This is a genomic window from Actinomadura luzonensis, assembly GCF_022664455.2.
GTDB lineage: Bacteria > Actinomycetota > Actinomycetes > Streptosporangiales > Streptosporangiaceae > Nonomuraea > Nonomuraea luzonensis.
The window spans coordinates 4,632,217-4,656,315 of the sequence record NZ_JAKRKC020000001.1 but is presented as its reverse complement, the minus strand read 5'-3'; the positions used below and the strand labels follow the sequence as shown (position 1 = coordinate 4,656,315).

The following is a 24,099-nucleotide window of genomic DNA, read 5'->3' as shown; positions in this document are numbered from 1 at the left end:
CGCGCGGCCGTCGCCGGGGTGAACAGCGCGGTGTTGTGCACGAGCGTCCCGTCGAGCCCGCCCCCGGCGGCCTCGTGCAGGTACAGGCTGAGGTCGAAGCGGCTGGTGACGGTGTCGGCGTGGAACCAGGACAGCTCCAGCGGCCCGGCGTCCACCGGCCGGGCGGTGTAGTTCTGCAGCGCGAACATCACCTGGAACACGGCGGGGCGGCTGACGTCCCGCTCGACGTCCAGCTCGCCGACGAGCTGGTCGAACGGCAGCTCCTGGTGGGCGAAGGCGTCCAGCGCCGTGTCCCGCACCCGCGCCAGCAGCGCGGCGAACGTCGGGTTCCCCGACAGGTCGGCCGGCAGCGCCAGGGTGTTGACGAACATGCCGACCAGCCGGTCCAGCTCCGGCAGCCCCCGCCCGCTGACCGGGGTGCCCACCGCGAACGCCTCCTGCCCCGACCACCGCCCGAGCAGCGCCTGGAAGGCGGCCAGCAGCACCATGTACGGCGTCGCCCCGTGCGACTCGGCGAGGGCCCGCACCGCGCCGGCCAGCCCGGGGTCCAGCCGGAACCCGTGCGCGGCCCCGGTGAACGCCTGCTCGGCCGGGCGCGGCAGGTCCGTCGGCAGCTCCAGCGGCGGCACGCCGGCGAGCCGCGCGCGCCAGTGGTCCACGTCGGCCCGCCAGGCCGCGGTGCCGGTGCGCTCGCGCTGCCAGCGGGCGTAGTCGCCGTACTGGACCGGCAGCGGCTCCAGGGGGCGGCCGGCGAGCAGCGCGAACAGCTCCTCCAGCACCACGTCCCAGCTCCAGCCGTCGGCGACGGCGTGGTGCGCGGCCAGCATGAGCACGTGGTCGGCCGGGCCGAGCCGGACCAGCAGCACCCGCAGCAGCGGCCCCGTCTCCAGGTCGAACGGCCGGGCCAGCTCCGCCGACACCAGCGCCCGCGCCTCCTCCGGCGTCCCGGCGTCGGCGGTGCGGAACGCGGCGGCGGGCTCGGCGTCGAGGACGAGGCGCGGGGTGCCGTCCTCGGCCGTGGCGAACCGGCTGCGCAGGCTCTCGTGGCGGGCGCTCACCTCGCGCACGGCCCGCCGCAGCGCCTCGGCGTCCAGCTCGCCCTTGACGCGGGCGGTGCAGGAGACGGTGTAGGCGGCGGTGCCGGGCGCGTACTGCTCCAGGAACCACAGCCGCTCCTGCGCGTGCGACAGCGGCGGCGGCGTGCCCGGCGGGCGCGGCGGGACGGTGGTCGCGGCCGAGCGCCGCCGCAGCCGCTGCGCGAGCAGCGCCTGCTTGGCGGGCGACAGGCCGCCGGGGGAGGAGACGGCGGTCACAGGGCCTCCCCGGACTCCAGCAGGGCGGGATCGAGCAGGCGCAAAGCCTCCTCGTCGGACAGGCCCTCCAGCTCGGCCAGCAGGATCTCCTCCGTCGCCGCGGCGAACCCGGCCAGTGTCCGGTGCGTGAAGAACGTCCTGATCGGCACGTCCACCTCCAGGGTGGCGCGCAGCCGGGCGGCGGCCCGCACGGCCAGCAGGGAGTGGCCGCCGAGCCGGAAGAAGTCGTCGTGCGCGCCGACCTTGGCGACGCCGAGCAGGTCGCCCCACACCTCGGCGACCAGCGCCTCGGCGTCGGTGCGGGGCGCCACGTAGGCGGGGCGGGGGCCGGCTCCGGCGGTGCCGACGGTGGGCGGCTCGGGCAGGCGCTCCAGCCGCCCGTCCGGATGCCGCCGGACCCGCTCGCCGGTCCGTACGCCGTCCCGCCACAGCTCGCCGGCCGCGCCGGGCGGCACGGGGACGCCCCACGGGTCGAGGACCCGCTCGGGCCCCGCGCCCCACGGCTCCGCAGCAGGGTCGCCGGCCGGCTCCGACAGCCGCCGCCCCGGGTCGGCCGCCATCGCGCGGAGCAGCGCCACGTACCGCCCGGCCAGCAGCGCGGCGGTGTCGGCGGTGAACAGCGCAGCGTCGTAGTGGAGCACCAGGGCCAGCCCGTCCGGGCCGGGCACGGCCTCCAGCTCCAGGTCGTGGTCGAGGGCGGCGGGGCGCGGCGCGAAGGGCTCGCCGAGGCCGGCCGGCGGCGGGGCCTGGTCGCGCACGGTCAGCGTGGTCTGGAACAGCGGCTCGCGGCCCGGGTCGCGCTCCACGCCGAGCGCGGTGACCAGCCGCTCCGGGGACAGGTCGGCGTGCTCGGCCGCCTCCCGCTCGGCCTCCGCCGTACGGCGCAGCAGCTCGGCGAGGTCCGGGTCGCCCGACAGGTCGCCGCGCACCACCAGGTGCCGGGTGAGGTGCCCGGCGACCCGGGCCAGCTCGGGCCGTTCCCGCCCCGGCACCGGCAGCCCGACCATGAACCCGGTCTGCCCCGCCTGCCGGGCCAGCAGCACCTGGTACGCGGCCAGCAGCGCCGTGGACGGCCCGCCCCCGGCCTCCGCGCCGAGCCGCCGCAGCGCCGCCGCCAGGTCCGCGTCCACGTGGATCTCGTGGCGGGCCGGGATCCGGGCGGGTACGGCTGGCCGGGGCCGATCCGATGGCAGGTCGAGGACCGGGGACCCGGCCAGCCGGGCACACCACTGCTCCAGCGCGGGCTCGGCCAGCCGCTCGCGGCGCGCCCGCCAGAGCGTGACGTCGCCCGCCTGCACGGGCGGCGCGGGGACGTCCCGGCCCTCGTACAGGGCGGCCAGGTCGGCCAGCACCATCGGCAGTGTCCATTCGTCGGCCGCGACGGGGTGCGCGGCCAGGCACACCACGTGGTCGTCCGCGGCCAGGCGGAGCAGCGCGGCCCGGACCGGCGGCGCGGCCCGCAGGTCGAACGGCTCCGCGGCGAGGTCCGCCACCACCTGCTCGGCCGGCTCCGCCCGCCCGGTCAGGTCGTGCCTGGCCAGCGCGAGCGGGTGCGCGTCCGCCAGCACGGCGCGCGGCCGGCCCTCGCCGTCGGTCTCGAACCGGGTGCGCAGCGCCTCGTGCCGGGCCGGCAGCGCGGCGACCGCGCGCGCCAGGGCGTCCTCGTCCAGGGGGCCGCGCAGCCGGCGGGCCAGGCACAGGTGGCCGGAGGTGTCGCCCTCCAGGTAGGAGTGCAGGAACCAGAGGCGTTCCTGCGCGGGCGACAGCGGCACCGCCGCCCCGGGCTCGCGCGGCCGCAGCGGCACGTCCTCGCCCGCCCGCGCCCCCGGCGCGGGCAGCGCCCTGCGGTCGATCTTGCCGTTCGGGGTGAGCGGGAGGGCGTCCATGGGGACGATGGCGGACGGGAGCATGTGGGCGGGCAGGCGGTCGGCGAGGCGTTCGCGGGCGTCGGCGGGGATGTCGCCGACGAGGTAGGCGGTGAGGGTCTCGTGGTGCACGGCGGTGGCGGCCTGGCGGACGCCGGGCAGGTCCTCCAGGGCGGATTCGACCTCGCCCAGCTCGATGCGGTGGCCGCGCAGCTTCACCTGGTCGTCGGTGCGGCCCAGGTACTGCAGGGTCCCGTCGGAGCGCAGCCGCACCACGTCACCCGTCTGGTAGAGCCGGCCGCCCGGGGCGTCCCCGAACGGGTCGGGCACGAACCGCTCGGCCGTCAGGCCCGGCCGCCGGTGGTAGCCCAGCGCCAGGCCGTGGCCGCCGAGGTGCAGCTCGCCGGTGTGCGCCGGCTCGCCGTGCCCGTCCAGGACGTAGACCTGGGTGTTGCCGATCGGCCGGCCGATGGAGACGTGCCCGGGGTCCTGCGGCACCTCCCAGGCGGTGGACCAGATCGTCGTCTCGGTCGGGCCGTAGACGTTGAACAGCCGCCGCGTGCGCGAGCGCAGCTCGCGCGCCAGCGGCTCGCTCAGCGCCTCACCGCCCGCCAGCGCCGTCACCTCAGGAGCGGCGAAGCCGCCCGCGAGCAGCACCCGCCAGCCCGACGGCGTCGCCTGCACGTGCGTGACGCCCTCGGCCCGCACCAGCCCGGCGAGCCGCGCCCCGTCCAGCGCCGCCTCCTGGTCCGCGATCACCGTGCGGCCGCCGGTCACCAGCGGCAGGTACAGCTCCAGCCCCGAGATGTCGAACGACAACGACGTGAGCGCCAGCCAGGCGTCGTCCGGGCCCGCCCCGAGCAGGCCGCGCATGGCGACGAGGAAGTTCAGCAGCGCCCGGTGCGGGACGACCACGCCCTTCGGCCGGCCGGTGGAGCCCGAGGTGTACAGCACGTACGCCGGGTCCTCCGGGCGCACCGGCAGGCCGGGGTCGCTGCCGTCGTAGCCCCGGAGGTCGTCGTCCAGCGGCAGCACCGCCGTCACCGCGCCGCCCGCGGGCAGGCGCTCGCGCAGCTCGTCCGGCGCGAGGACGGTGCGGGCGCCGGAGTCCTCCAGGACGAGGCGGATGCGGGCGGCGGGGTAGCCGGGGTCGAGGGGGAGGTAGGCGGCGCCGCTCTTGAGGACGGCGAGCATGGCGGCCAGGGTGCGGGCGGAGCGTCCGGCGTAGAGGGCGACGACGTCCCCGCGGGCGACGCCGGCGTCGGCCAGGCGGCGGGCGAGCCGGTTGGCGGCGGCGTTCAGCTCGCCGTACAACCAGCGCTCGCCGCCGTCGACCACGGCGACCCGCTCCGGCGGCTGCGCCTCGAACAGCGGGACCAGGCCGGGCACGGCGGGCAGCGCCATCGCGGTGTCGTTCGGGCCGCGCAGCAGCCGCTCCCGCTCCTCGCCCGTCACCCGGGCCAGCCGCGACAGCCGCGCCCCCGGGGCGGCGACGGCCGCGCCCAGCAGGGCGATCAGCCGGCGGGCCAGGCCCGCCACGGTCGCCGCGTCGAACAGCGCCGTCTCGTAGCCGAAGACCAGGTCCAGGCCGTCCGGCGCGGGCCAGGCGTCCAGCGACAGGTCGAAGCGCGCGGGCGTGTACGCGGCGTGGAACACCTCGGCCGTGACGTCCCCGAGCGGCACCGGCGCGCCGTCGTCCTGCGTGTGCAGGATCATCATGGTGCGGAACGGCGCGCGGCCGTCGCCCGCGCCCAGCCGCTCCACCGGCACGTCCCCGTGGGTGAGCGCGCCGAGCACCGCCTCCCTGGTGCGCGCCAGCAGCTCGGTGAACGCCGGGTCGCCGGACAGGTCGCCGCGCAGCACCAGCGTCTCGGCCAGGAACCCGACCAGCGGCTCCAGCTCCACCCGGTCCCGCCCGGCGACGGCGGTGCCGACCGTCAGGTCCTCCTGGCCGGAGTGCCGGGACAGCAGCGCCTGGTAGCCGGCCAGCAGCACCATGAACAGCGTCGTCCCCGTCCGCCGGCCCAGCTCCTCCAGGGCGGCGACCGTCGCGCGCGGCAGGCGTACCCGGTGGGAGGCGCCGCGCCGGGCCAGGCCGGGGGAGCGGGGCCGGTCGGCGGGCAGCTCCAGCGGCGGCGCGCCGGCCAGCCGCTCCCGCCAGTACGCCAGCGCCGCCTCGCCCGCGCCGGCCGCCTCCCGCTCGCGCCGCCAGCGGACCACGTCGCCGTGGCCGACGGCGAGCTCCGGCAGCTCCCGGCCCGCGTAGCAGGCGGCCAGGTCGGACAGCAGCACGTTCTGCGACCAGCCGTCGCCGGCCACGTGGTGGAACACCACGCACAACACGTGCTCCGACGCCGACAGCCGGATCAGCGTCGCCCGCACTGGCGGCGCGGCGGCGAGGTCGAAGGGCGTGTTGACCCGCTCGGCGACCAGCCGCCCGGCCGCCGCCTCCCGCTCCTCCGGGGGCAGCCCGGACAGGTCCGCCCGCTCCAGCGGCAGCGGCCCGGGCGGCTCGACCACCGCGACCGGCCGGCCGTCCACCTCCGGGTAGCGGGTGCGCAGCGGCTCGTGCCTGGCCGCGACGCGGGTGAGCGCGTCCGCCAGGCGGCCGGCGTCGAGCGGGCCGCGCAGCCGCCGCGCCAGGTGGATGTTGTAGGAGGCGTCCTCCGGGTCGAGCCGGTACAGGAACCACAGCCGCTCCTGCCCGGGCGACAGCGGCGGCGCGACCCCCGCCGGCCCCCGCGTGAGCGGCGCCGAGGGCGCGGCCAGGTCCTCCAGCGCCCGCGCCAGGCCCGCCACGGTCGGGTGCTCGAACAGCGCCGCGACCGGCGTCTCGACGCCCAGCCGCCCGGTGAGCCGGGCCGCCGCCCTGGCCGCGAGCAGCGAGTGGCCGCCCAGCAGGAAGAAGTCGTCCCCGGCGGCGGCCGAGCCCAGCCCGAGGACCTCGGCGAACACCTCCGCCACCGCCCGCTCGGCCGCTGTGCGCGGCGCGGGCCCCGTACCGCCCCGCGGCGCCGCCGGCTCCGGCAGCGCTCTGCGGTCCACCTTCCCGTTCGGGGTGAGCGGGAGGGCGTCCATGGGGACGATGGCGGACGGGAGCATGTGGGCGGGCAGGCGGTCGGCGAGGCGTTCGCGGGCGTCGGCGGGGATGTCGCCGACGAGGTAGGCGGTGAGGGTCTCGTGGTGCACGGCGGTGGCGGCCTGGCGGACGCCGGGCAGGTCCTCCAGGGCGGATTCGACCTCGCCCAGCTCGATGCGGTGGCCGCGCAGCTTCACCTGGTCGTCGGTGCGGCCGAGGTAGCTCAGCCCGCCGGGCTCCACCCGTACGACGTCGCCGGTCCGGTAGAGGCGGCTGCCGGGCGGCCCGGCCGGGTCGGGCACGAACCGCTCGGCGGTCAGGCCCGGCCGCCGGTGGTAGCCCAGGGCCAGGCCGTGGCCGCCGAGGTGCAGCTCGCCGGTCGCGGCGGGCCGGCCGCGCTCGTCCAGGACGTGGACCTGGGTGTTGCCGATCGGCCGGCCGATGGAGACGTGCCCGGGGTCCTGCGGCACCTCCCAGGCGGTGGACCAGATCGTCGTCTCGGTCGGGCCGTAGACGTTGAACAGCCGCCGGACGCGGGAGCGCAGCTCGCGGGCGAGCGGCAGGGTCAGCGCCTCCCCGCCGGTGAGCGCCGTGACGTCCCGGCCCGGGAAGTCCCCGTCGAGCAGCACCCGCCAGCCCGACGGCGTGGCCTGCACGTGCGTGACGCCCTCGGCGCGGATCAGCGCCGCCAGGCGGCGCCCGTCGCGGGCGGCGGCGCTGTCGGCGATCACGGTGCGGCCGCCGGTGACCAGCGGCAAATAGAGTTCGAGCCCGGAAATGTCGAACGACAACGACGTGAGCGCCAGCCAGGCGTCGTCGGGGCCGCATTTCAGCAGGTCGCGCATGGCGACGAGGAAGTTCAGCAGCGCCCGGTGCGGAATGACCACGCCTTTGGGGCGGCCGGTGGAGCCGGAGGTGTAGAGCAGATAGGCAGGATCCGCCGGATCAACCGCCACCTCTACATTTGTGTCGCTATATGCGGATAAATCGGCGTCAAGTGCTAGAACGGGCGCGGTGTTCTCCGGCGGTAAGCGTTCCCGCAGCTCATGCGGCGCGAGGACGACCCCGGCGCCGGAGTCCTCCAGGACGAGGCGGATGCGGGCGGCGGGGTAGCCGGGGTCGAGGGGGAGGTAGGCGGCGCCGCTCTTGAGGACGGCGAGCATGGCGGCCAGGGTGCGGGCGGAGCGTCCGGCGTAGAGGGCGACGACGTCCCCGCGGGCGACGCCGGCGTCGGCCAGGCGGCGGGCGAGCCGGTTGGCGGCGGCGTTGAGCTCGCCGTACGACCAGCGCTCGCCGCCGTCGACCACGGCGACCCGCTCCGGCGGCTGCGCCTCGAACAGCGGGACCATGCCAGGTGCGGGGGGCAACGCCATCGCGGTCTCGTTCATTTCGCGGAGTTCGCGCATGCGCCAACCTTCGTCGGACAGGCGGGGGATTTCGTGGGAACGCTCCCACGGGACTGTCAGGGTAAGGAGAGCTTCCGGTCACGGTCAACGTCAGTTGAAGATTTGATGGAAATCGGCCCCGAAACCCGCCGATAACGCTTCTAGCTGCGGAGTCTTACAAGGGCGTTTCGGAAACATTACAGCGACTGTTCTCTTGACAATGCCGTGCCGTGATCCCAGGCTCTTTCTGGGGGCGCTTCCGGGGTCAATTTTGGGAGCGCTCCCAAGATGACAGCCCTGCCCTCTGAACCTCCGGAGAACGGTAATGACACCGACCGAGGAAGTCGTCATGGGGATCTGGACCGACCTCCTGAGCACGCCTCCGACGTCCCTCGCCGACGACTTCTTCGCGCTCGGCGCGCAGTCGCTCACCGTCGTGCGCTTCCTGGCCGACGTGCAGGAGCGCTACGGCGTCGAGCTGCCCGTGGACGAGCTGTTCGCCGGCGACTTCACCGTCGCCGCCGCGGCCCGGCTCATCGACGAGACACTGCTCGGCGCCGTCACCGAGGACCAGCTCGCGGAGCTGCTCGACGAGCTGGAGGGCATGTCCGAGCAGGACGTGCGGGCCCTGCTGGACGAGGGCTCCCCGCTCGGCGAGTCCTCGCCGTGACCGCGGGCGGCCCGCTGACGCGCATGCTGCTGGTGACGCACGGCAGCGACGGCGACGTGCTGCCGTTCGTCCGGCTGGGCGGCGTGCTGCGCGAGCGCGGGCACGACGTGACCCTCCTGACCCACGCCCCTTACCGGGAGCGGGCGGAGGCCGCGGGCCTCGACTTCGTCCCGATCGACACCCTCGACTCTTTCGCCCGCTACTCCGCCGACACCGCGCTGCTCCCCGACGGCCTCGGCGCCCTGGACTGGCTGTCCTTCTACCGGCGCAACCACCTGTTCGACCAGTTCGCCAGGGAGTGCCGGGCCCTGGCCGCCCGGGTCGTGCCCGGGCGCACGGTCCTGGCCGGCCGGCACACCTCGGCGCTGTCGGTGCTGGCCGTGCGGGAGCTGCTGGGCGTCCCGGCCGCCTGGATCGCGGTCGCGCCGATCCAGCCGCTGGCCGCCGACGTCGCCCGCCACCTGCACCAGCACGCGCTCGCCCCCGGCTTCGACGCGGCCCGCGCCGACCTCGGGCTGCCCAGGGTGAGCGACTGGCGGGCCTGGTTCGCCTCCGCCGACCTGCGGCTCGGCCTCTGGCCGCGCTGGTTCGACGCGGCCGGACCGGCCTCCGGCACGCCGATCCGGCTGACCGGCTTCCCGCTGCCGGACGACGACAGCGCGGACCCCGTCCCCGAGGCGGCGGCCGAGCTGCTGAACGGCGCCGTCCGGCCGGTGCTCGTCACCGGCGGCACCGGGCGCATGCTCCACACCGGCTTCCACGCCGCCGCCCTGGAGGGCTGCCGGCGGGCCGGGCTGCCCGTGCTGCTCGTCGCCCCGCACGCCGAGGCGGTGCCGCACCCGCTGCCGGCGCACGTGCGGCGCTTCGCGCGGCTGCCGTTCCGCGAGGTCGTGCCGCGGGCCGCGGCCGTGCTGCACCACGGCGGGATCGGCACCCTGACCCGGGCGCTGGCCGCCGGGGTGCCGCAGGTCGTCCTCGCCCACGGCGCCGACCGGCCGGACAACGCCGCCCGCCTGGAGAAGGAGGGGCTGGCCCGCTGGCTGCCCGCGGACCGCTGGGACGCCGACGAGGTCGCCGCGGCGCTGCTGGCGGCGCTGCGCGACGGCCGCCGCGCGCCGCGGACCGGCTCCGGCGACGCCGCCGACGGGCTCGCCCTCGCCGCCGCCCACCTCGAACGCCTCCTCACCGACCTGGCCCCGCCGCCCCCGCCGCCACCGCCCGCGCCCGCGCCGCCGACCCCGTCCGGGAGCAGGGCCGGGAGCAGGGCCGGGAGCAGGGCCGGGAGCAGGGCCACGCCCACGGCGCCGACCGGCCCGGCGGCGCCGGGCCACGGCCCGGCCGGTCCGAGGGGCACGGCGACCTGGGCAGGCGGCTGGCCGGGCTGCCCGCCGAGCAGCGCAGGCTGGTCGCCGCCCGCCTCCGCAGGCGGCTGGCCGAGCGGGAGGCGACGCCGTGAGGATCCTGCTCGCCCAGAACCTCATCCATTTGCCCTCCCACGGCGGCGCCAACAAGTCCAACCGCCTCCTCATGGAGCACCTGGCCGCCCGCGGCCACGAGGTCCACGTCGTCGCCCCCCTCTCCGGCGCCCTGGGCACCGGGGCCTCCGCCCGCGACGAGCTCGCCCGCCGGGGCGCGGTCCCCGTCCCGTCCGGCGACCCGGACGTGCACGCCTACACCTACCGGGGCGTCCTGGTCCACGCCGTGACCGACCCGGCCGCCCTGCCGCGCCGCGTCGCCGAGGTGGCCGCCCGCCTGGCCCCCGACTGGACGCTGGTGCCCTCCGACGACCCCGGCCTGGTCGTCCTGGGCGCGGCGCTGCGCGCGACGCCCCGCCGGGTCGTCTACCTGGTCCACACCCTGCAGCAGCTCCCGTTCGGGCCGGGCGCGTTCTACCCGAGCGCGGCCGGCACCCGGATGGTGCGGCGCGCCGCCGGGGTGGTGGCCGTCAGCCGCGCGGCGCAGGACTACTGCCGCCGGCACGCCGGACTCCGTTCCACGGTGATTTATCCGCATATATATGACGACCCGCCCGCGCCGCCGTCCCCCGCCGCGACCGCCGCCGCCCCGTACGTCACCATGATCAACCCGTGCGGCTACAAGGGTCTGCCGATCCTGCTCGGCCTCGCCGACGCCTGCCCCGGCGTCGCCTTCCAGGCCGTGCCCACCTGGGGCACCACCCCCGGCGAACGCGCGGCCCTGGCCAGCCGCCCCAACATCCGCCTCACGCCCCCCGCCGACGACCTCGGCCCCGTCCTCGCCGGCAGCCGCGCCCTGCTCATGCCCTCCCTCTGGGACGAGACCTTCGGCTACACCTGCGTCGAGGCCATGCTGCGCGGCGTCCCCGTGCTCGCCGCCGGCGTCGGCGGCCTGGCCGAGGCCAAGCGCGGCGTGCCGTACCTGCTGCCGGTCACCCCCATCGAGCGGTACGAGGCCGCCTCCGGCCACGCCCGCCCGGTGCCCGTCGTCCCGCGGCAGGACCTCGGCCCGTGGCTGGCGGCCCTGCGCCGGCTCCTGGACGACCCCGCGCACCACGCCGCCCTCGCCGCCCGCTCCGCCGCGGCCGCCGGCGCCTTCGTCCGCGGCCTGGACCGGGACGCGCTGGAGACGTACCTCACCGCGCTCACCCCGGCGCCGCCCCAGACACCGGCGCAGTCGTCGGCGCAGACACCGGCGCAGTCGCGGCCGGAACCGCGGGCGCCGCTGCCGCCCCACCGCCGCGCCGCGCTGGCCAGGCTGGCCGCCGCCCGCGCCGCCGGCCGGGAAGCGGCCCCATGACCCGTACCCCCGTGTCCCCCGCCCGGCCGCCGCTGGAACCGGTCGCCGGACCGGCCGGGCCGCCCGCCCTGGGCCCGCTCGACGCCGCCGACCTCGACCGGCTCCTGCTCATCAGGCACTTCGAGAACGCCCTCCTCCGGCTGTTCGGCGAGGGCCTGCTCAGCGGCACCACGCACACCTGCCTCGGCCAGGAGCACGTCCCCGTCGCGCTGAACCCCCTGCTGCGCGAGGACGACTTCACCTTCAGCCACCACCGCGGCCACGGCCACTTCCTCGCCCGCTACCCCGAGGAGGCCCCGGCGCTGCTCGCCGAGATCATGGGCCGCCGGGGCGCGCTCTGCGACGGCGTGGGCGGCAGCCAGCACGTCTACCACCGCACGTTCATGTCCACCGGCGTGCAGGGCGAGAGCCTGCCGGTCGCGGTCGGCATGGCGCTGCGGCTGCGCAGGGCCGGGCACGGCGCGCTGGCCTGCGCCTACCTCGGGGACGGCACGTGGGGCGAGGGCTCGGTCTACGAGGCGCTCAACCTGGCCGCGCTGTGGAACGCGCCGCTGCTGGTCGTCGTCGAGAACAACGGCATCGCTCAGTCCACCCCCACCGAGCGCGGCATGGCCGGGACCATCGCGGGCCGCGTGGCCGCCTTCGGCCTCCCGTACCGGCGCGTCGAGTCGATCGACCTGGCCGCCGTCCGCGCCGAACTGGCCGGGCCGGTCGCCGCCGTCAGGAAGGAAGCGTCCCCGCTGGTGGTGGAGTTCGTGACGCGGCGGCTCGGGCCGCACAGCAAGGGCGACGACACCCGCACCGCCGACGAGCTGCGGCGCGCGCGGGCCGGCGACTGGTACGAACGGTACGCCGCCGCCTTCCCGCGCGCCTTCGCCGCGGCCGACGCCACCTGGCGGGGGTACGTGGACGACCTGGTCGCCGAGGTCTCCTCCCGCCCGCCGGCCCTCTGGACGGTGCGATGAGGGAGCCCGTCCGCGCGGAGCGGGTGTCGGAGCACCTGAACCGCGCGCTGCACGACGTCCTGGCCGCCGACCCCGCCGTCCACGTGCTGGGCGAGGACATCGCCGACCCGTACGGAGGCGCCTTCAAGATCACTAAGGGGCTGTCCTCGCGGTTCGGGGAGCGGGTGCGCTCCACGCCGATCAGCGAGAGCGCCATCGTCGGCGCGGGCGCCGGGCTGGCGCTCGGCGGCGACAAGGCCATCGTCGAGATCATGTTCGCCGACTTCGCGGCGCTCGCCTTCGACCAGCTCCTCAACTTCGCCAGCAAGTCCACCGCCATGTACGGCCGCCCGGTGCCGATGCCGCTGATCGTGCGCTGCCCGTCGGGCGGCCGGCGCGGCTACGGGCCCACGCACAGCCAGAGCCCGCAGAAGCACTTCCTCGGCGTCCCCGGGCTGTCGGTGCTGGAGCTGACCCCGTTCCACGACGCGCGCGCCCTGCTGGAGGACGGGTTCGCCGCCGGCCGGCCGGCCCTGCTGTTCGAGGACAAGGTGCTCTACACCCGCCGCATGTTCCGCGACGGCGTCGTGGACGAGCTGTTCAGGTACGAGCCCCCGGACCGGCCGGACGGCGTCGTCCGCGTCGGCGTCGAGGGCGTCACCGGCTACGACTGCACGATCATCGCGCCCGGCGGGATGGCGCACCGCGCCCTGGAGGCCATGCGGGAGCTGCTGCTGGAGCACGACGTGCTGTGCGAGCTGCTGGTGCCCGCCCGGCTGTACCCGTTCGACCTCGGCGGGCTGCTGCCGCGCGGGCGGCACGTCTGCGTCGCCGAGGACGGCCCGGCCGGCGGCACCTGGGGCGCGGAGGTGGCCACCCGGCTGTACCCCGTCCTGTGGGGGCGGCTGGCGCGGCCCATCACGCTCGTCAGCGCCGCCGACAGCATCATCCCGGCCGCCCCACACCTGGAACGCGAGGTGCTCGTGCACGCCCACACCATCCGCCTGGCCGTCCTGGAGGCGCTGGCATGACCGCGGTCGTCGTCCCCAAGATCAACAGCAACGACGCCCGGTACCTGCTGCTGGAGTGGGTCGCCGCGGACGGCGCGACGGTGCGGCCCGGCGACGTGCTGGCCCTCGTCGAGACCTCCAAGACCGTGGAGGAGCTGGCCGCCGAACGCGAGGGCGTGCTGCGGCACCTGGTGGCGGAGGGCGCCGAGTGCGCGCCCGGCGAGGCCATCGCCAGCCTCGCCGGCCCCGCCCCCGTCCGGCCCGCCCCAGACGCCGCCCCTGACGCCGCCCCTGACGCCGCCCCTGACGCCGCCCCGGCCGCCGGTCCCGAGCTGGTCGTCACCGCCCCGGCCCGCCGCCTCATGGACGAGCTCGGCATCGGCGAGGACGCCCTCCGCTCCCTCGGCAAGAAGCTCATCCGCCGCGAGGACGTCGCCGCCCTCACTCACCCCGCCCCCACCCACCCCGCCCCTACCCGCTCCGCCCTCGACACCGCGAGCACCGCACCCGTGGGGGCCCCGTCCGTAGCGGACGTGTCACGGCGGGGCGCGGCCCGGGAGGAGACCGGTCCCGGCAGCGGGAGAACGGCTGACGACATCGTCCTGCCGGTGTCGCAGCGGCGGGTGGCCGAGGTCGTGGCGCGCGCCCACCGCGAGGTCCCGGCCGCCTGCACGGTCGTCAAGGTCGACGTCGAGGACGCGCTGCGGCTCGGCCGCGAGCTCACCCCCGCCCTGCGCACCCTGATCGGCCTGCCGGAGCTGCTGGTGAAGGCGGTGGCGGGCCTGGCGGGCCGGTTCGAGCTGCTGTTCGCCACGCCGGTCGGCCCCGGCCGGGTGCGGCGCGCCGCCGCCGCGCACGTGGGCGTGACGATGGACGTCGGCAAGGGCCTGTTCGTGCCGGTGGTGCGCGACGCCACCGGCCGCTCGCTGCGCGAGATCTCCCGGACGCTGATGGCGTACCGGGTGGCGGCGCTCCGCGGCGGCCTGCACGAGGAGGACCTGAGCGGCGGCAACATCACGCTCACCCTGCACAACGAGAGCACGGTCACGCTGGCCATCCCCATCGTCTTCCCCGGCCAGATCTGCGCCCTGTCGCTGGCGGCTCCGCAACGCGAGATCGTCCCGGCGCCGGGCGGCGGGGACGGCTCCGCCGGGTTCGCCGTGCGCCACACCGTCCACCTCGGCCTGGCCTACGACCACCGCTACGTCAACGGCCACGACGCCATCGTCTTCCTGGACGCCCTCCGCGCCGCGCTCGAAGCCCCCGCCGCCCTCGCCGAGGACCCGGCATGACGCGGCAGCCCGCCGACCGGCCCGCCGCCCCGTCCGCCGCCCCGTCCGCCGCCCCGTCCGCCGCTCTGTCCGCTGATCGGCGGGAGCTCATGACCCGGCTGCTGGCCCGCAAGGCCGCCGCCGCGGCCGTCCCCGTCCTGCCGCGCGCCGGCGAGCCGATGGAGTGCTCCCACGAGCAGCGCCGCGTCTGGCTGGCCGGCCAGGTCACCCCGGAGGCCGCCCCGCCGAACGTCACCCTGGGCCTGGCCGTCACCGGCGAGCTGGACCTGCCGCGGCTCGCGGCGGCGCTGAGCGCGCTGGTGTCCAGGCACGAGGCGCTGCGCACCCGCTACGCCGCCCCCGACGGGCTGCCGCACCAGGTGGTCCGCCCGGCGCAGCCGGTGCCGCTTGAGCTGGTGGACCTGACCTGCCTGCCGGAGCCCGCCCGCGAGCCCGAGGCGCTGGCCCTCGCCCTGACCGCGGCGGGGGAGCGGTTCGACCTGGCGCGGGGGCCCCTGCTGCGGCTCACCGTCTACCGGCTCGGGCCGCTGGAGCACCGCCTGTTCCTGGTGTGTCACCACATCGCCTGCGACGGGGCGGGCGTGGCGCTGGTCGCGGATGACCTGGCCGCCCTGTACGGGGGCGCCGACCTGCCGCCCGTCGTCCCGCAGTACGCGGACTACGCCGCCTGGTCGGTGCGCCGGGCGGCCGAGCGCCTGCCGGGGCGGCTGCCGTACTGGCGGGACCGCCTGGCCGGCCTCGAACCGCTGTTCCCGCGCCTCCCCGCCACCGCCGCGATCGGCGCGACAGGAGGGCGGGCCGCCGCGACGGCGAGCGTGCGCGTCGAGCGGGACCTGGTCGACCGGCTGCGCGCCGCCCCGGCCGGGGGCGGCGGGGGCGCTCCGGTGACCGCGTTCGCCGCGCTGCTGGCCGCCTATCTGGTGCTGCTGCGCCGCCTCACCGGCCGGTCCGACCTGGTGGTGGGGACGGTCACCTCGGGCCGCGCCCGCCGCGAGCTGGAGCCGGTCGTCGGCTGCTTCATCAACCTGGTGCCGCTCCGCGTGGACCTCGGCGGCCTGACCGGCTTCCCCGCCCTGCTCGCCCGCGTACGCGAGACCGTGGCGGGGGCGCTGGCCAACGAGATCCCGTTCGACGCGCTGGTCTCCGGGCTCGGCGGGCACCGGCTGCCCGGCGTGCACCCGTCGTTCCAGGCGGCCTTCGTGCACCGCGAGGACCCGGCCCCGCCGCGCGGCTGGCCCGGCCTCGACGTCCGCGTCTGGGAGCACGAGGTGGACGACGGCGGCTTCGACCTGGGCCTGACCGCGACGCCGCGCGGCACGCGGTACGAGCTGGCGCTGACCGGCCGCCTGGCCCGTTTCGCCCCCGCCGAGCTGGGCGCGCTCGCCGCCCGCCTCGCCGCCGTCGTCGCGGACCCGTCTCTCTGAGCCCCGGCCGGGCGCTAACGCGCGCCCTCCGCGGGCCGCCGGGCGCGGATCCTCGCGGCGGCGGCGACGTTGACCGGCATGCGGCCGAAGATCAGCCCGTGGAACGGGGAGATGCCCCACCAGTAGAGGTGCCCGAGCAGGCCCTTCGGGTGGAAGATCGCGCGCTGCGTGTAGTACGCCCGCCCGCCCCTCCGCGCCACGCCCAGCTCCAGCCAGGCCAGGCCGGGCAGCCGCATCTCGGCGCGCAGGCGCAGCAGCCGGCCCGGCTCCAGCTCCTCCACCCGCCAGAAGTCCACGGAGTCGCCGACCCGCAGCCGGGCCGGGTCGCGCCGGCCGCGCCGCAGGCCGACGCCGCCCACCAGGCGGTCGAGCAGGCCGCGCAGGTGCCAGGCGACCGGCAGCGAGTACCAGCCGTTGTCGCCGCCGATCGACTCGATCACCCGCCACAGCGCGTCCGGGTCGGCGACCTCGGCGACGCGGCGGTCGATGTAGAGGCTGCCGCCCGCCCAGCCAGGGTCGGTCGGCAGCGGGTCGCTGGGGGCGCCCGGCGTGGACGCCGACGACCAGCGCGTCGCCACGTCCGCCTCCTTGATCTTCATCAGGGCCAGCGCCACCGCCCGCCGGAACCCGATGAGCCCGCCCTCCGGGTCCGGCACGTACCGGGCGATGTCGTGCTCCCGGCAGACCGCCTCGTTGCGCAGCGACTCCACCAGCGGACGGGCGATGCCCGCCGGGACCGGCGTCACCAGCCCCACCCAGTAGCTCGACAGCTTGGGCGTCAGCGGCGGCACCGGGATGATCACCCGGCGGGGGAGCCCGGCCACGGCCGCGTACCCGCGCATCATGTCGGCGTAGGTCAGCACGTCCGGGCCGCCGATGTCGAAGGCCCGGTTCACCTCGCCGGGGACGGACGCCCACGCCGTGAGGTAGCGCAGCACGTCCCGCACGGCGACGGGCTGCGTACGGGTACGGACCCAGCGCGGCGTCGTCATGACCGGCAGCCGCTCGGTGAGGTGGCGCAACATCTCGAACGAGGCCGAGCCCGACCCGATGATCACCGCGGCCCGCAGCACCACGGCGGGCACCGGCGCGCGCAGGAAGATCTCGCCCACCTCGCGCCGCGAGCGCATGTGCGGCGACAGCTCCCCACCCGCCGACAGCGCCCCACCCGCCGGCAGCTCCTCACCCGCCGGCAGCTCCTCACCCGCCGGCAGCTCCTCACCTGCCGTGAGCCCGCCCAGGTAGACGATCCGCCGCACCCCCGCCTCGGCCGCCGCCGCGGCGAACGTGCGGGCCGCCAGCCGGTCACGCTCGGCGAACTCGCGGGTCGCCGCCATCGTGTGGATCAGGTAGTAGGCGACCTCGACGCCCTCCAGGGCGCGGCGGGTCGCGGCGGGGTCGGTGGCGTCGGCCTCGGCGACCTCCGTCCGTCCCGCCCACGGTAGGCCCCGCAGCCGGGACGCCGACCGCGCCATGCACCGCACCTCGTGACCGGCGGCCAGCAGCTCGGGAACCAGCCGTCCCCCGATGTAGCCGGTCGCCCCCGTGACCAGGCAGCGTGCCATCGCCGTCCCCCTCGTCCCCCGCGTGCCGCGGATCCCGTGCCCGCCACCGTTCCCGCAGGTCCCCGCGTCCATGCGCGCCGCCCGTCGCGCCGCAGCTCCAGGCCCCCCGATCAACGCGGCGACTTCCGCTGCGGCGAGCCTCGGCTACAGTGAGGAGGAGATCGTGTAATGCGTCGATTGACTTTAGGGAGGCAGAGCCCGCCGCGGCGGGCTCGCTGTTGTGACAGGTCTGACGAGCAGCCTGGGGCAGGACAAGACCGGGGCCGTGTGGCGCGGCGCCCCTCACCCGGTTCTGGTGGTGGACGCCGCAGGTGTCATCGCCCAGGCCAACGACGTGGCGCTGCGCCTGCTGCCTGCGGCGGCGCCGGGCGCGTCGCTGGCGGACGCCGCTCCCGCCTGGCTGTCCCAAGCCCACGATCAAGCCCTGACCGCCGGCGCCGCCCACCCGGCCAACGGCACGCGACCGGCCGGCGGCACACCTCCGGCCAACGGCACGCGACCGGACGGCGTCGTGCGCGGGCCCGTCGGCGAGGCCACGTTCGAGGCCCGCCCGGCGCGCGACGGCGACCTCGTCGCCTGGTGGCTCTCCGACGTCACCGACCTCGAACGCGCCACCCGCGCCCTGCGCGTCGAACGCGAGCGGACCGCGTTCCTCGACACCGCCTCCAGCGAGCTGCTGTCCTCGCTCAACCTCGACCGCTGCATGGAGGTCACCGCCCGGCTGGCCGCCCGCCACCTGGCCGACGCCGCCCTGGTCATCCTGCCGCCGCACCGGCGCAGGCACCCGATCGCCTACTGCGGCCCGGACGGCGTCGTCGTCCGCGAGGAGCTGGCCGTCGACCCCGAGACCGTGCCGGGCCTCGCCGAGGCGCTGCAGGGCTACCCGCCCCTGCCCTCCCGCTGGATCGACCCCGCCGCCGCCCCCGGCTGGCTGGCCCGCGACGGGCTGGGCGCGGTCGGCTCGATGGTGGTGAGCGCCCTGCCCGGGCACGGCGTCCCCGCCGGGGCGCTGGTGCTGCTGCGCGGCGGCGGCCAGTCCTGCTTCTCCGACGGCGAGGAGGTGATCGCGCGGCTGTTCGCGGCCCGCGCGGGCGCCGCCATGTCCGCGGCCCGCCTGTACGCCGAGCAGGCCGGCATCACCGAGACCCTGATGCGCGAGCTCCTGCCGCCCCGCGTACGGAGCCTGGAGGGCGTCGAGCTCGCCGCCCGCTACCGCCCCTCCGAGCACACCGCCCGCGTCGGCGGCGACTTCTACGACCTCCACCCGTCCGCCGAGCCCGGCCAGGAGTCGCTGGTGGTGCTCGGCGACGTGGCCGGCAAGGGCCTGGAGGCGGCCGTGCTGACCGGCAAGATCCGGCACACCCTGCAGGCGCTGCTGCCGCTGGCCGACGACCACCAGCGCGTGCTGGAGCTGCTCAACGGCGTGCTGCTCAAGAGCGGCGAACGCACCCGCTTCGTCACGCTCGTCCTGGCCTCGATCCGGCGTGCCGGCGGCCGCGTGCGGCTGCGGCTCACCAGCGCCGGCCACGCGCCGCCGCTCATCGTGCGCGGCGACGGGCGGGTCGAGGCCGCCAGCACCAGGGGCACCCTCATCGGCATGCTCGAACGCGTCACGAGCGTCACCGACACGGTGACCCTCGAACCCGGCGAGACCTGCCTGCTGTTCACCGACGGCATCACCGAGGCCATGGGCGGCCCGCTCGGCGACGAGATGTTCGGCGAGGAGCGGCTGCTGGAGGACCTCCGGCAGTGCGGCGGCATGCCGCCCGAGGCCATCGCCGAACGGGTGGAGATGTTGGCCTCCCAGTGGGTAGGAGGCGGCGATCACGACGACATGGCCGTCATCGCCATCACCGCGCCGCGCGGCGCGCACCTGAGCGCGGTGGGAGGTCTCGGACGGGGAAGGTTCACCGCATGACGCACGCAGACGGGTTCTCCGCCTGGCGCGAAAAGCTCTGGAACGCCGCCGTGGCCGGCGACGAGTACGCCGCGGCCGACGCCGCGCTCGCCGCGCTCGACCACGACATCCCGCTGGAGACGCTGCTGCTGGAGATCGTCGCCCCCGTGCAGGCCCGGGTCGGCAGCGAGTGGGAGACCAACCGGATCTCGGTCGCGCAGGAGCACACCGCGACCGCCGTCAACGAGCGGGTGCTGGCCGCGCTCGCCCACCACCCGGCCGCCCGCGCCGCCGCCGCGAGCGGCCCGGCCACCGGACGTCTCGCGGTCGCCTGCATCGACGGCGAATGGCACTCCATGCCGGCCCGGATCCTCGCCGAGGTGCTGCGGCTGCGCGGCTGGCGGGTCGACTACCTCGGCGCGCAGGTGCCGACGCCGCACCTCATCTCGCACCTGCACCGCACCGCCTGCGACGTGGTGGCGCTGTCCAGCTCGATCGCGACCCGGCTGCCCGCCGCGCACGCCGCCATCACCGCCTGCCAGGCGACCGGCACGCCGGTGATGGCGGGCGGCGCCGCGTTCGGGCCGGAGGGCCGCTACGCCCGTCTGCTCGGCGCCGACGCCTGGGCGCCGGACGGCCGCGCCGCCGCCGACCGGCTCGCCGCCGGCCCGCTGCCCCGCCCGGCCGCGCCCCGCCAGGCCGTGGACGACCTGCCGCACCTGGACGACCAGGAGTACACCATGGTCAGCCGGTCGGCCCGGCGGCTGGTCAGGGACGTCCTCGGCGACCTCCAGGAACGCATCCCCGCCATGGCGGCCTACACCCCGCAGCAGCGCCGGCACACCGCCGAGGACCTCGCGCACATCGTCGACTTCCTGGCCGCCGCGCTCTACGTGGACGACGCCGGGCTGTTCGGCCGCTTCCTCACCTGGACGGCCGGCGTCCTGACCGCGCGCGGCGTCCCGGCCGCGACGCTGCTGCCGGCCCTCGACCTGCTGGGCGGGCGGCTGGAGGACTTCCCGCGCGCCTCCGGCATGATCGCGTACGGGCGCGAGGCCGTGCGCGCCGCGTCCTCCCCGGACCCCCCTTCCTCCTCCGCCGCCGATGATGACCACCCTCTCCCTGGCCACGGAAAGACCGCATGACCGCCTTCGTCCCCGATCCGCTCACCCTCGCCCTGGCCACGCTCCACCCGGGGGCGCTGCGCGTCGCCGTCGACGGCGACCTGGACTTCACCACCGCCGAAGACCTCCTGACCACCGCCGTCGCGGCGCTCGACGGCGGCCGGCTGACCGACCTGCACCTCGACTGCGGCGGCCTGCGCATCTGCGACTCCAGCGGGCTGGCGGCCCTGCTGATGATCCACCGGCACGCCACGGCGGCCGGGACGCGGCTGCACCTGGAGCGGCGCCCGCCGGTGCTGGAGCGGATGCTGCACGTCAGCGGCACGTACGAGCACCTGACCGGCGCCCCCGCCGCCGCCTCGCGCCACTCCTCCACGCAGGACTGACCCTCAGGGACCGGCGGGCGGGCGCGGTACGGCGGTGATCTTGGGTAGGTTGACCGACCATGGACGATCTCCGACGCCCCCGCCCTGACCGCTGGCCCGCCCGCACGCTGGCCCGCCTCGCGCTCGCCGGCGCGGTCGTCGCCGGGACGGCGGGCTGCGGCGGCGGCCCGGGCACCACCGGGACGACCTCGGACACGCCCCGCGCCTCCGCCCCCGCCAGGACCGCGACGACCCCTGCCGCCCCGCCCACCGCGACCCCTGCCGCCACGCCCGGCCCGGCCTCCAGCTCCGGCGCCGCCTCCGGCCGGGCGCTCCCCGCCCCGGGCGCGCCGCTCCCCACCGCCCCCGCCGCCCTGGCGAGCGCGCTCCGCGAGACCACCACCGCGCTGAACGCCGCCATCGACCGCTGGCGCCCCGACGCCAGCAGCGCCCCGCCGCAGGACGTCGAGCTGCTGGCCCTCTACCAGCAGCGCCTCTACCGCCACGCCGCCCGCCACCGCGACCTCGCCGACCGCGCCTTCGCCCGCCTGCCGGCCGCCCTCGCCGCCCAGGCCAGGGACAACGTCGCCGCCATCCGCGAGCTGCTGGCCCTGGCCCGCCCGATCAAGCCGTCCGCCGTGTTCAAGGTGCAGCCGGCCCGCCCGGCCGCCGAGCTGCTCGGCCACTTCAAGCGGGCCGAGCGCCGCTTCGGGGTGAAGTGGGAGGTGCTGGCGGCGGTGATGTTCGCCGAGACGAAGTTCGGCCGGGTGCGCTCCGACAGCCACGCCGGGGCGCAGGGGCCGATGCAGTTCATGCCGGCGACGTGGCGGGCGTACGGGATGGGCGGCGACATCCAGGACCCCCGGGACGCGGTCATGGCGGCGGCCAACTACCTCCGCGCCACCGGCGCGCCCCGCGACTACCGGCGGGCCCTGCGCGCCTACAACCCGTCCCAGGCGTACGTGGACGCCGTCCTCCTGCACGCCCGCCAGATCGAGCGCGACCCGCGCGCCTACTACGCGTACTACAACTGGCAGGTCTTCGTGATCACCACGAGGGGGGAGCGCCGCCTGACCGGCCCCCGGTAGGGCTCAGCCGTGGTCGGCGCAGCACGGCGTGGGGTGCGGCACCTCGGCGGGGGCGAGCCGGCCGCCCACGGCGGGCATGACCGGCAGCGTCAGCACGCCGTCCCGCCACACCGGCCGGACGTGCCCGGCGGTCGCCACCTCCGTGCCGGGATCCGGCGGGCCGGGGGAGGCGAGCACGGTCACGCGCTCGATGGCCGACCCGGCGAGCAGGTCCGCGACGGTGAGGACCCCCGTCAGCCGCTCCCGGCCGGGGTAGGTGACGGCCCGCCCGCCGTCGCGCGCCGCGTGCTCACGGGCCGCCAGCGCCGTCCCCTCGGCGAGCGGCCCGCCGCGCCGCGCGCCGAGCGCCCACGACACGCCCTCCGGCGGTACGGGGTCCGCGGCGTCGTCCGGCAGCTCCAGCGAGCAGGCCACGTGCGGCTCCCGGTCGCCGGCGGCCGGGACGAAGTGCGTGCAGCCGATCGCGTCCGGCGGCAGGCCGAGCGCCCGCGCCACGGTGTGGAGCAGGTGCTCGGCCTCCGCGAGGGTGCGCGACCCGGCGTCGATGCCGAGGATCATGTGTGCGCCAGGACCCAGATCGGGTTGCTGTAGAACCACAGGTCGTTCCACGGGTCGGCGTCGCCGTACACGTCGATCCGCGGCCCGTGCGGGTCCACGGCCGCGCCCAGCAGGCCCGGCGCGCTCCGCCTGCCGTCGGTGCCGCGCAGCCGCACGTACACCGGGTGGTCCACCGCGCCGAGCTGGTAGGTGAACGTCACCGTCCCGGTGCTCCTGCCCACCTCGTACGACTGCACGACCTTGGTGGCCGGCGTGGTGAAGACGTCCTTGTCGGCGGCCGGGCCGGTGACGTCGCCCTGGATGACGTCCACCCGGGCCAGCGACGGCACGAACTGCGCCCAGTTCGGCCGGCCGGCGAGCGTGACCTCGACGGCCAGCTCGACCCGCGCGCCCTTCCTGACCTGGAGGGTGCCGCCGAGCGTGACGCCGCGCCCGCCGGCGCCCGCCTGCCGGGCCCGCACCACCAGGCCGCCGATGAGCCCGCCGTGGTCCACCCAGACGCGGCCGCCGCGCAGCGCGTCCATGACGGCGGCGTAGGAGAACGACTCGGCGCCGACGTGGGTGCGGCTGTAGAAGCCGGGCCAGAAGTCGCCGGAGCCGAGGTTCGGCACGCCCTTGTAGACGGGGTCCTCGTGGCGGCCGTTGGCGTTGAAGTCGCCGCCGGGGCCGCGGTCGCTGGTGTCGCCGTGCACCCAGTGCGAGTCGGAGTTGGCGGTGATCCACCACGGCTTGCCCTCGGCCAGCAGGCTGTCCCAGAGGCCGCCGACGGTCGCCGTCATCCAGTCGAACCCGCCGAACGTCCTGTAGCTCTCCGCCGGGTAGCCGGGGAAGGAGTCCGCGCCCGGGTTGCCGTCGTAGTAGCCGCGCCCGCCGCCGGGGCCGTTCGGCTTGGGGATGCCGGCCGCCTGGTGGCCGGGCGCGCCCTCCATGCCGATCGCGATGCGCGGCTGGGCGTCGCGCCAGCCGCGGATCTCGTGCGGCGAGTCGATGCCCTTGCGCGAGGGGTGGTTGGCGAGGAACAGCGCGTCGGGGACGCGGCGGCGGCTGACGGCGTCGGCCAGGAAGTTCAGCCCGGCGATGGCGAGGGCCTCGTTCTGCGGGGTGCTCGCGCCCGCGCCCTGCACCGATCCGTCGAAGGAGCTCTCGAACTCCTTCAGCGTCGCCACCTCGCCGCGGCCGGGGGCGACGAACACCGTGCCGTGCTCGGCGGCCGGGATGTTCCACTCCAGCCCCTGGAAGACGAGGGTGTCCTGGACGGCCTCGCGGGCGGCCACGATGTCCGGGTTGACCTTGTCGACGCCGATCTTGGCGTGCGTCGCGCCGCCGTGGTCGGTGATGACCATCCAGCCGAGGCCGTAGGCGTTGCCGTGCCTGACCTGGTCGACCACGCGGTAGACGGCGTCGCTGCTGTACTGGGTGTGGATGTGGTGGTCGCCGGCCAGCCACAGGTAGCCGTCCTTGGGCTCGCGGCCGCGTCCCGCGTCCTGCCGCGGGTCGCCGTCGGCGGCGGCCTCGCCCGTCGTGGCCAGCACGCCGGCGGCGGTCAGCCCCGCGCCGAGCAGCCCCGCGCGGCGGAACATCCGCCGCCGGGAGAGCTGGCCGGGCGGCAGCTCCTCGTCGGGGACCGACAGGTCCCGCTCCTCGCCCGCCGCGTGGTCGTGCTGGTGGTCGTGGTCGTGGTGATGACCGTGGCCCATGGCCCGTTCTCCGTTCCCGCCGGGCTGAGGGTGCTCCGGCTACGGCCG

Annotated in this window: 14 protein-coding genes and 2 pseudogenes; 11 read left to right on the top strand and 5 right to left on the bottom strand. The window is 76.8% G+C overall.

Features of this window, described 5'->3' with window-relative positions; all coding sequences use genetic code 11:
- Positions 1–38: 38 nt before the first annotated feature.
- Together MF672_RS22235 and MF672_RS22230 are read right to left on the bottom strand one after the other, a co-directional pair.
- Positions 39–1,313 (bottom strand): annotated as a pseudogene (locus MF672_RS22235) (condensation domain-containing protein); the annotation flags it as partial.
- Positions 1,310–7,663 (bottom strand): non-ribosomal peptide synthetase, encoded by a 6,354-nt coding sequence (locus MF672_RS22230; protein WP_247815384.1) that lies wholly within the window; start codon positions 7,661–7,663, stop codon positions 1,310–1,312. The gene MF672_RS22230 and the pseudogene MF672_RS22235, both read right to left, overlap by 4 nt.
- Positions 7,664–7,991: 328 nt before the next feature.
- Here MF672_RS22230 and MF672_RS22225 point away from each other — a divergent pair, with 328 nt between their 5' ends.
- The 7 genes and pseudogenes from MF672_RS22225 (at position 7,992) to MF672_RS22195 (ending at position 15,757) form a co-directional block, all read left to right on the top strand.
- Positions 7,992–8,312 carry a phosphopantetheine-binding protein gene (locus MF672_RS22225; protein WP_242384160.1) on the top strand — a complete coding sequence of 107 codons (321 nt, stop codon included), beginning with the start codon at positions 7,992–7,994 and terminating at the stop codon, positions 8,310–8,312.
- A gap of 23 nt (positions 8,313–8,335) precedes the next feature.
- Positions 8,336–9,358 (top strand): annotated as a pseudogene (locus tag MF672_RS52200) (glycosyltransferase); the annotation flags it as partial.
- 406 nt (positions 9,359–9,764) lie between these two features.
- Positions 9,765–11,087, top strand: coding sequence for a glycosyltransferase family 4 protein (locus MF672_RS22215; protein ID WP_247815382.1), 1,323 nt, complete (start codon positions 9,765–9,767; stop codon positions 11,085–11,087).
- Positions 11,084–12,052, top strand: a complete 969-nt coding sequence (locus tag MF672_RS22210; RefSeq protein WP_242377921.1) for a thiamine pyrophosphate-dependent dehydrogenase E1 component subunit alpha — start codon at positions 11,084–11,086, stop codon at positions 12,050–12,052. The genes MF672_RS22215 and MF672_RS22210 overlap by 4 nt, the downstream gene beginning before the upstream one ends.
- Positions 12,049–13,062, top strand: coding sequence for an alpha-ketoacid dehydrogenase subunit beta (locus tag MF672_RS22205; RefSeq protein WP_242377922.1), 1,014 nt, complete (start codon positions 12,049–12,051; stop codon positions 13,060–13,062). The genes MF672_RS22210 and MF672_RS22205 overlap by 4 nt, the downstream gene beginning before the upstream one ends.
- Positions 13,059–14,333, top strand: a complete 1,275-nt coding sequence (locus MF672_RS22200; protein WP_242377923.1) for a 2-oxo acid dehydrogenase subunit E2 — start codon at positions 13,059–13,061, stop codon at positions 14,331–14,333. Before MF672_RS22205 ends, MF672_RS22200 begins: the two co-directional genes overlap by 4 nt.
- Positions 14,330–15,757 (top strand): condensation domain-containing protein, encoded by a 1,428-nt coding sequence (locus MF672_RS22195; protein WP_242377924.1) that lies wholly within the window; start codon positions 14,330–14,332, stop codon positions 15,755–15,757. The genes MF672_RS22200 and MF672_RS22195 overlap by 4 nt, the downstream gene beginning before the upstream one ends.
- Positions 15,758–15,771: 14 nt before the next feature.
- Here MF672_RS22195 and MF672_RS22190 read toward each other — a convergent pair whose 3' ends face one another.
- Complete coding sequence (locus MF672_RS22190) at positions 15,772–17,322, bottom strand: SDR family oxidoreductase (protein ID WP_242377925.1); 1,551 nt, start codon at positions 17,320–17,322, stop codon at positions 15,772–15,774.
- Positions 17,323–17,542: 220 nt separating this feature from the next.
- Here MF672_RS22190 and MF672_RS22185 point away from each other — a divergent pair, with 220 nt between their 5' ends.
- From MF672_RS22185 to MF672_RS51455, 4 genes are read left to right on the top strand one after another with little or no spacing between them, the layout of a single operon-like run.
- Positions 17,543–19,240 (top strand): PP2C family protein-serine/threonine phosphatase, encoded by a 1,698-nt coding sequence (locus MF672_RS22185; RefSeq protein WP_242377926.1) that lies wholly within the window; start codon positions 17,543–17,545, stop codon positions 19,238–19,240.
- Positions 19,237–20,364, top strand: a complete 1,128-nt coding sequence (locus MF672_RS22180; RefSeq protein ID WP_242377927.1) for a cobalamin B12-binding domain-containing protein — start codon at positions 19,237–19,239, stop codon at positions 20,362–20,364. Before MF672_RS22185 ends, MF672_RS22180 begins: the two co-directional genes overlap by 4 nt.
- Entirely contained in the window at positions 20,361–20,729 is a 369-nt protein-coding gene (locus MF672_RS22175; protein ID WP_242377929.1) for an STAS domain-containing protein, read from the top strand. Before MF672_RS22180 ends, MF672_RS22175 begins: the two co-directional genes overlap by 4 nt.
- A 59-nt stretch (positions 20,730–20,788) precedes the next feature.
- On the top strand, positions 20,789–21,796 hold the full coding sequence (locus tag MF672_RS51455; protein ID WP_302893247.1) for a lytic transglycosylase domain-containing protein: 1,008 nt from the start codon (positions 20,789–20,791) through the stop codon (positions 21,794–21,796).
- Positions 21,797–21,799: 3 nt separating this feature from the next.
- Here MF672_RS51455 and MF672_RS22165 read toward each other — a convergent pair whose 3' ends face one another.
- Together MF672_RS22165 and MF672_RS22160 are read right to left on the bottom strand one after the other, a co-directional pair.
- Positions 21,800–22,354, bottom strand: a complete 555-nt coding sequence (locus MF672_RS22165; protein WP_242377931.1) for a hypothetical protein — start codon at positions 22,352–22,354, stop codon at positions 21,800–21,802.
- Positions 22,351–24,051 (bottom strand): hypothetical protein, encoded by a 1,701-nt coding sequence (locus MF672_RS22160; RefSeq protein ID WP_242377934.1) that lies wholly within the window; start codon positions 24,049–24,051, stop codon positions 22,351–22,353. The genes MF672_RS22165 and MF672_RS22160 overlap by 4 nt, the downstream gene beginning before the upstream one ends.
- Between the last annotated feature and the right edge of the window lie 48 nt (positions 24,052–24,099).

Excerpts from the sequence above, each read along its gene's own strand:
- MF672_RS22230 (WP_247815384.1), bottom strand. The coding sequence starts at position 7,663 with ATGCGCGAACTCCGCGAAATGAACGAGACCGCGATGGCGTTGCCCCCC.
- MF672_RS22225 (WP_242384160.1), top strand. The coding sequence starts at position 7,992 with ATGGGGATCTGGACCGACCTCCTGAGCACGCCTCCGACGTCCCTCGCC.
- MF672_RS22210 (WP_242377921.1), top strand. The coding sequence starts at position 11,084 with ATGACCCGTACCCCCGTGTCCCCCGCCCGGCCGCCGCTGGAACCGGTC.
- MF672_RS22205 (WP_242377922.1), top strand. The coding sequence starts at position 12,049 with ATGAGGGAGCCCGTCCGCGCGGAGCGGGTGTCGGAGCACCTGAACCGC.
- MF672_RS22200 (WP_242377923.1), top strand. The coding sequence starts at position 13,059 with ATGACCGCGGTCGTCGTCCCCAAGATCAACAGCAACGACGCCCGGTAC.
- MF672_RS22195 (WP_242377924.1), top strand. The coding sequence starts at position 14,330 with ATGACGCGGCAGCCCGCCGACCGGCCCGCCGCCCCGTCCGCCGCCCCG.
- MF672_RS22190 (WP_242377925.1), bottom strand. The coding sequence starts at position 17,322 with ATGGCACGCTGCCTGGTCACGGGGGCGACCGGCTACATCGGGGGACGG.
- MF672_RS22180 (WP_242377927.1), top strand. The coding sequence starts at position 19,237 with ATGACGCACGCAGACGGGTTCTCCGCCTGGCGCGAAAAGCTCTGGAAC.
- MF672_RS22175 (WP_242377929.1), top strand. The coding sequence starts at position 20,361 with ATGACCGCCTTCGTCCCCGATCCGCTCACCCTCGCCCTGGCCACGCTC.
- MF672_RS51455 (WP_302893247.1), top strand. The coding sequence starts at position 20,789 with ATGGACGATCTCCGACGCCCCCGCCCTGACCGCTGGCCCGCCCGCACG.
- MF672_RS22165 (WP_242377931.1), bottom strand. The coding sequence starts at position 22,354 with ATGATCCTCGGCATCGACGCCGGGTCGCGCACCCTCGCGGAGGCCGAG.
- MF672_RS22160 (WP_242377934.1), bottom strand. The coding sequence starts at position 24,051 with ATGGGCCACGGTCATCACCACGACCACGACCACCAGCACGACCACGCG.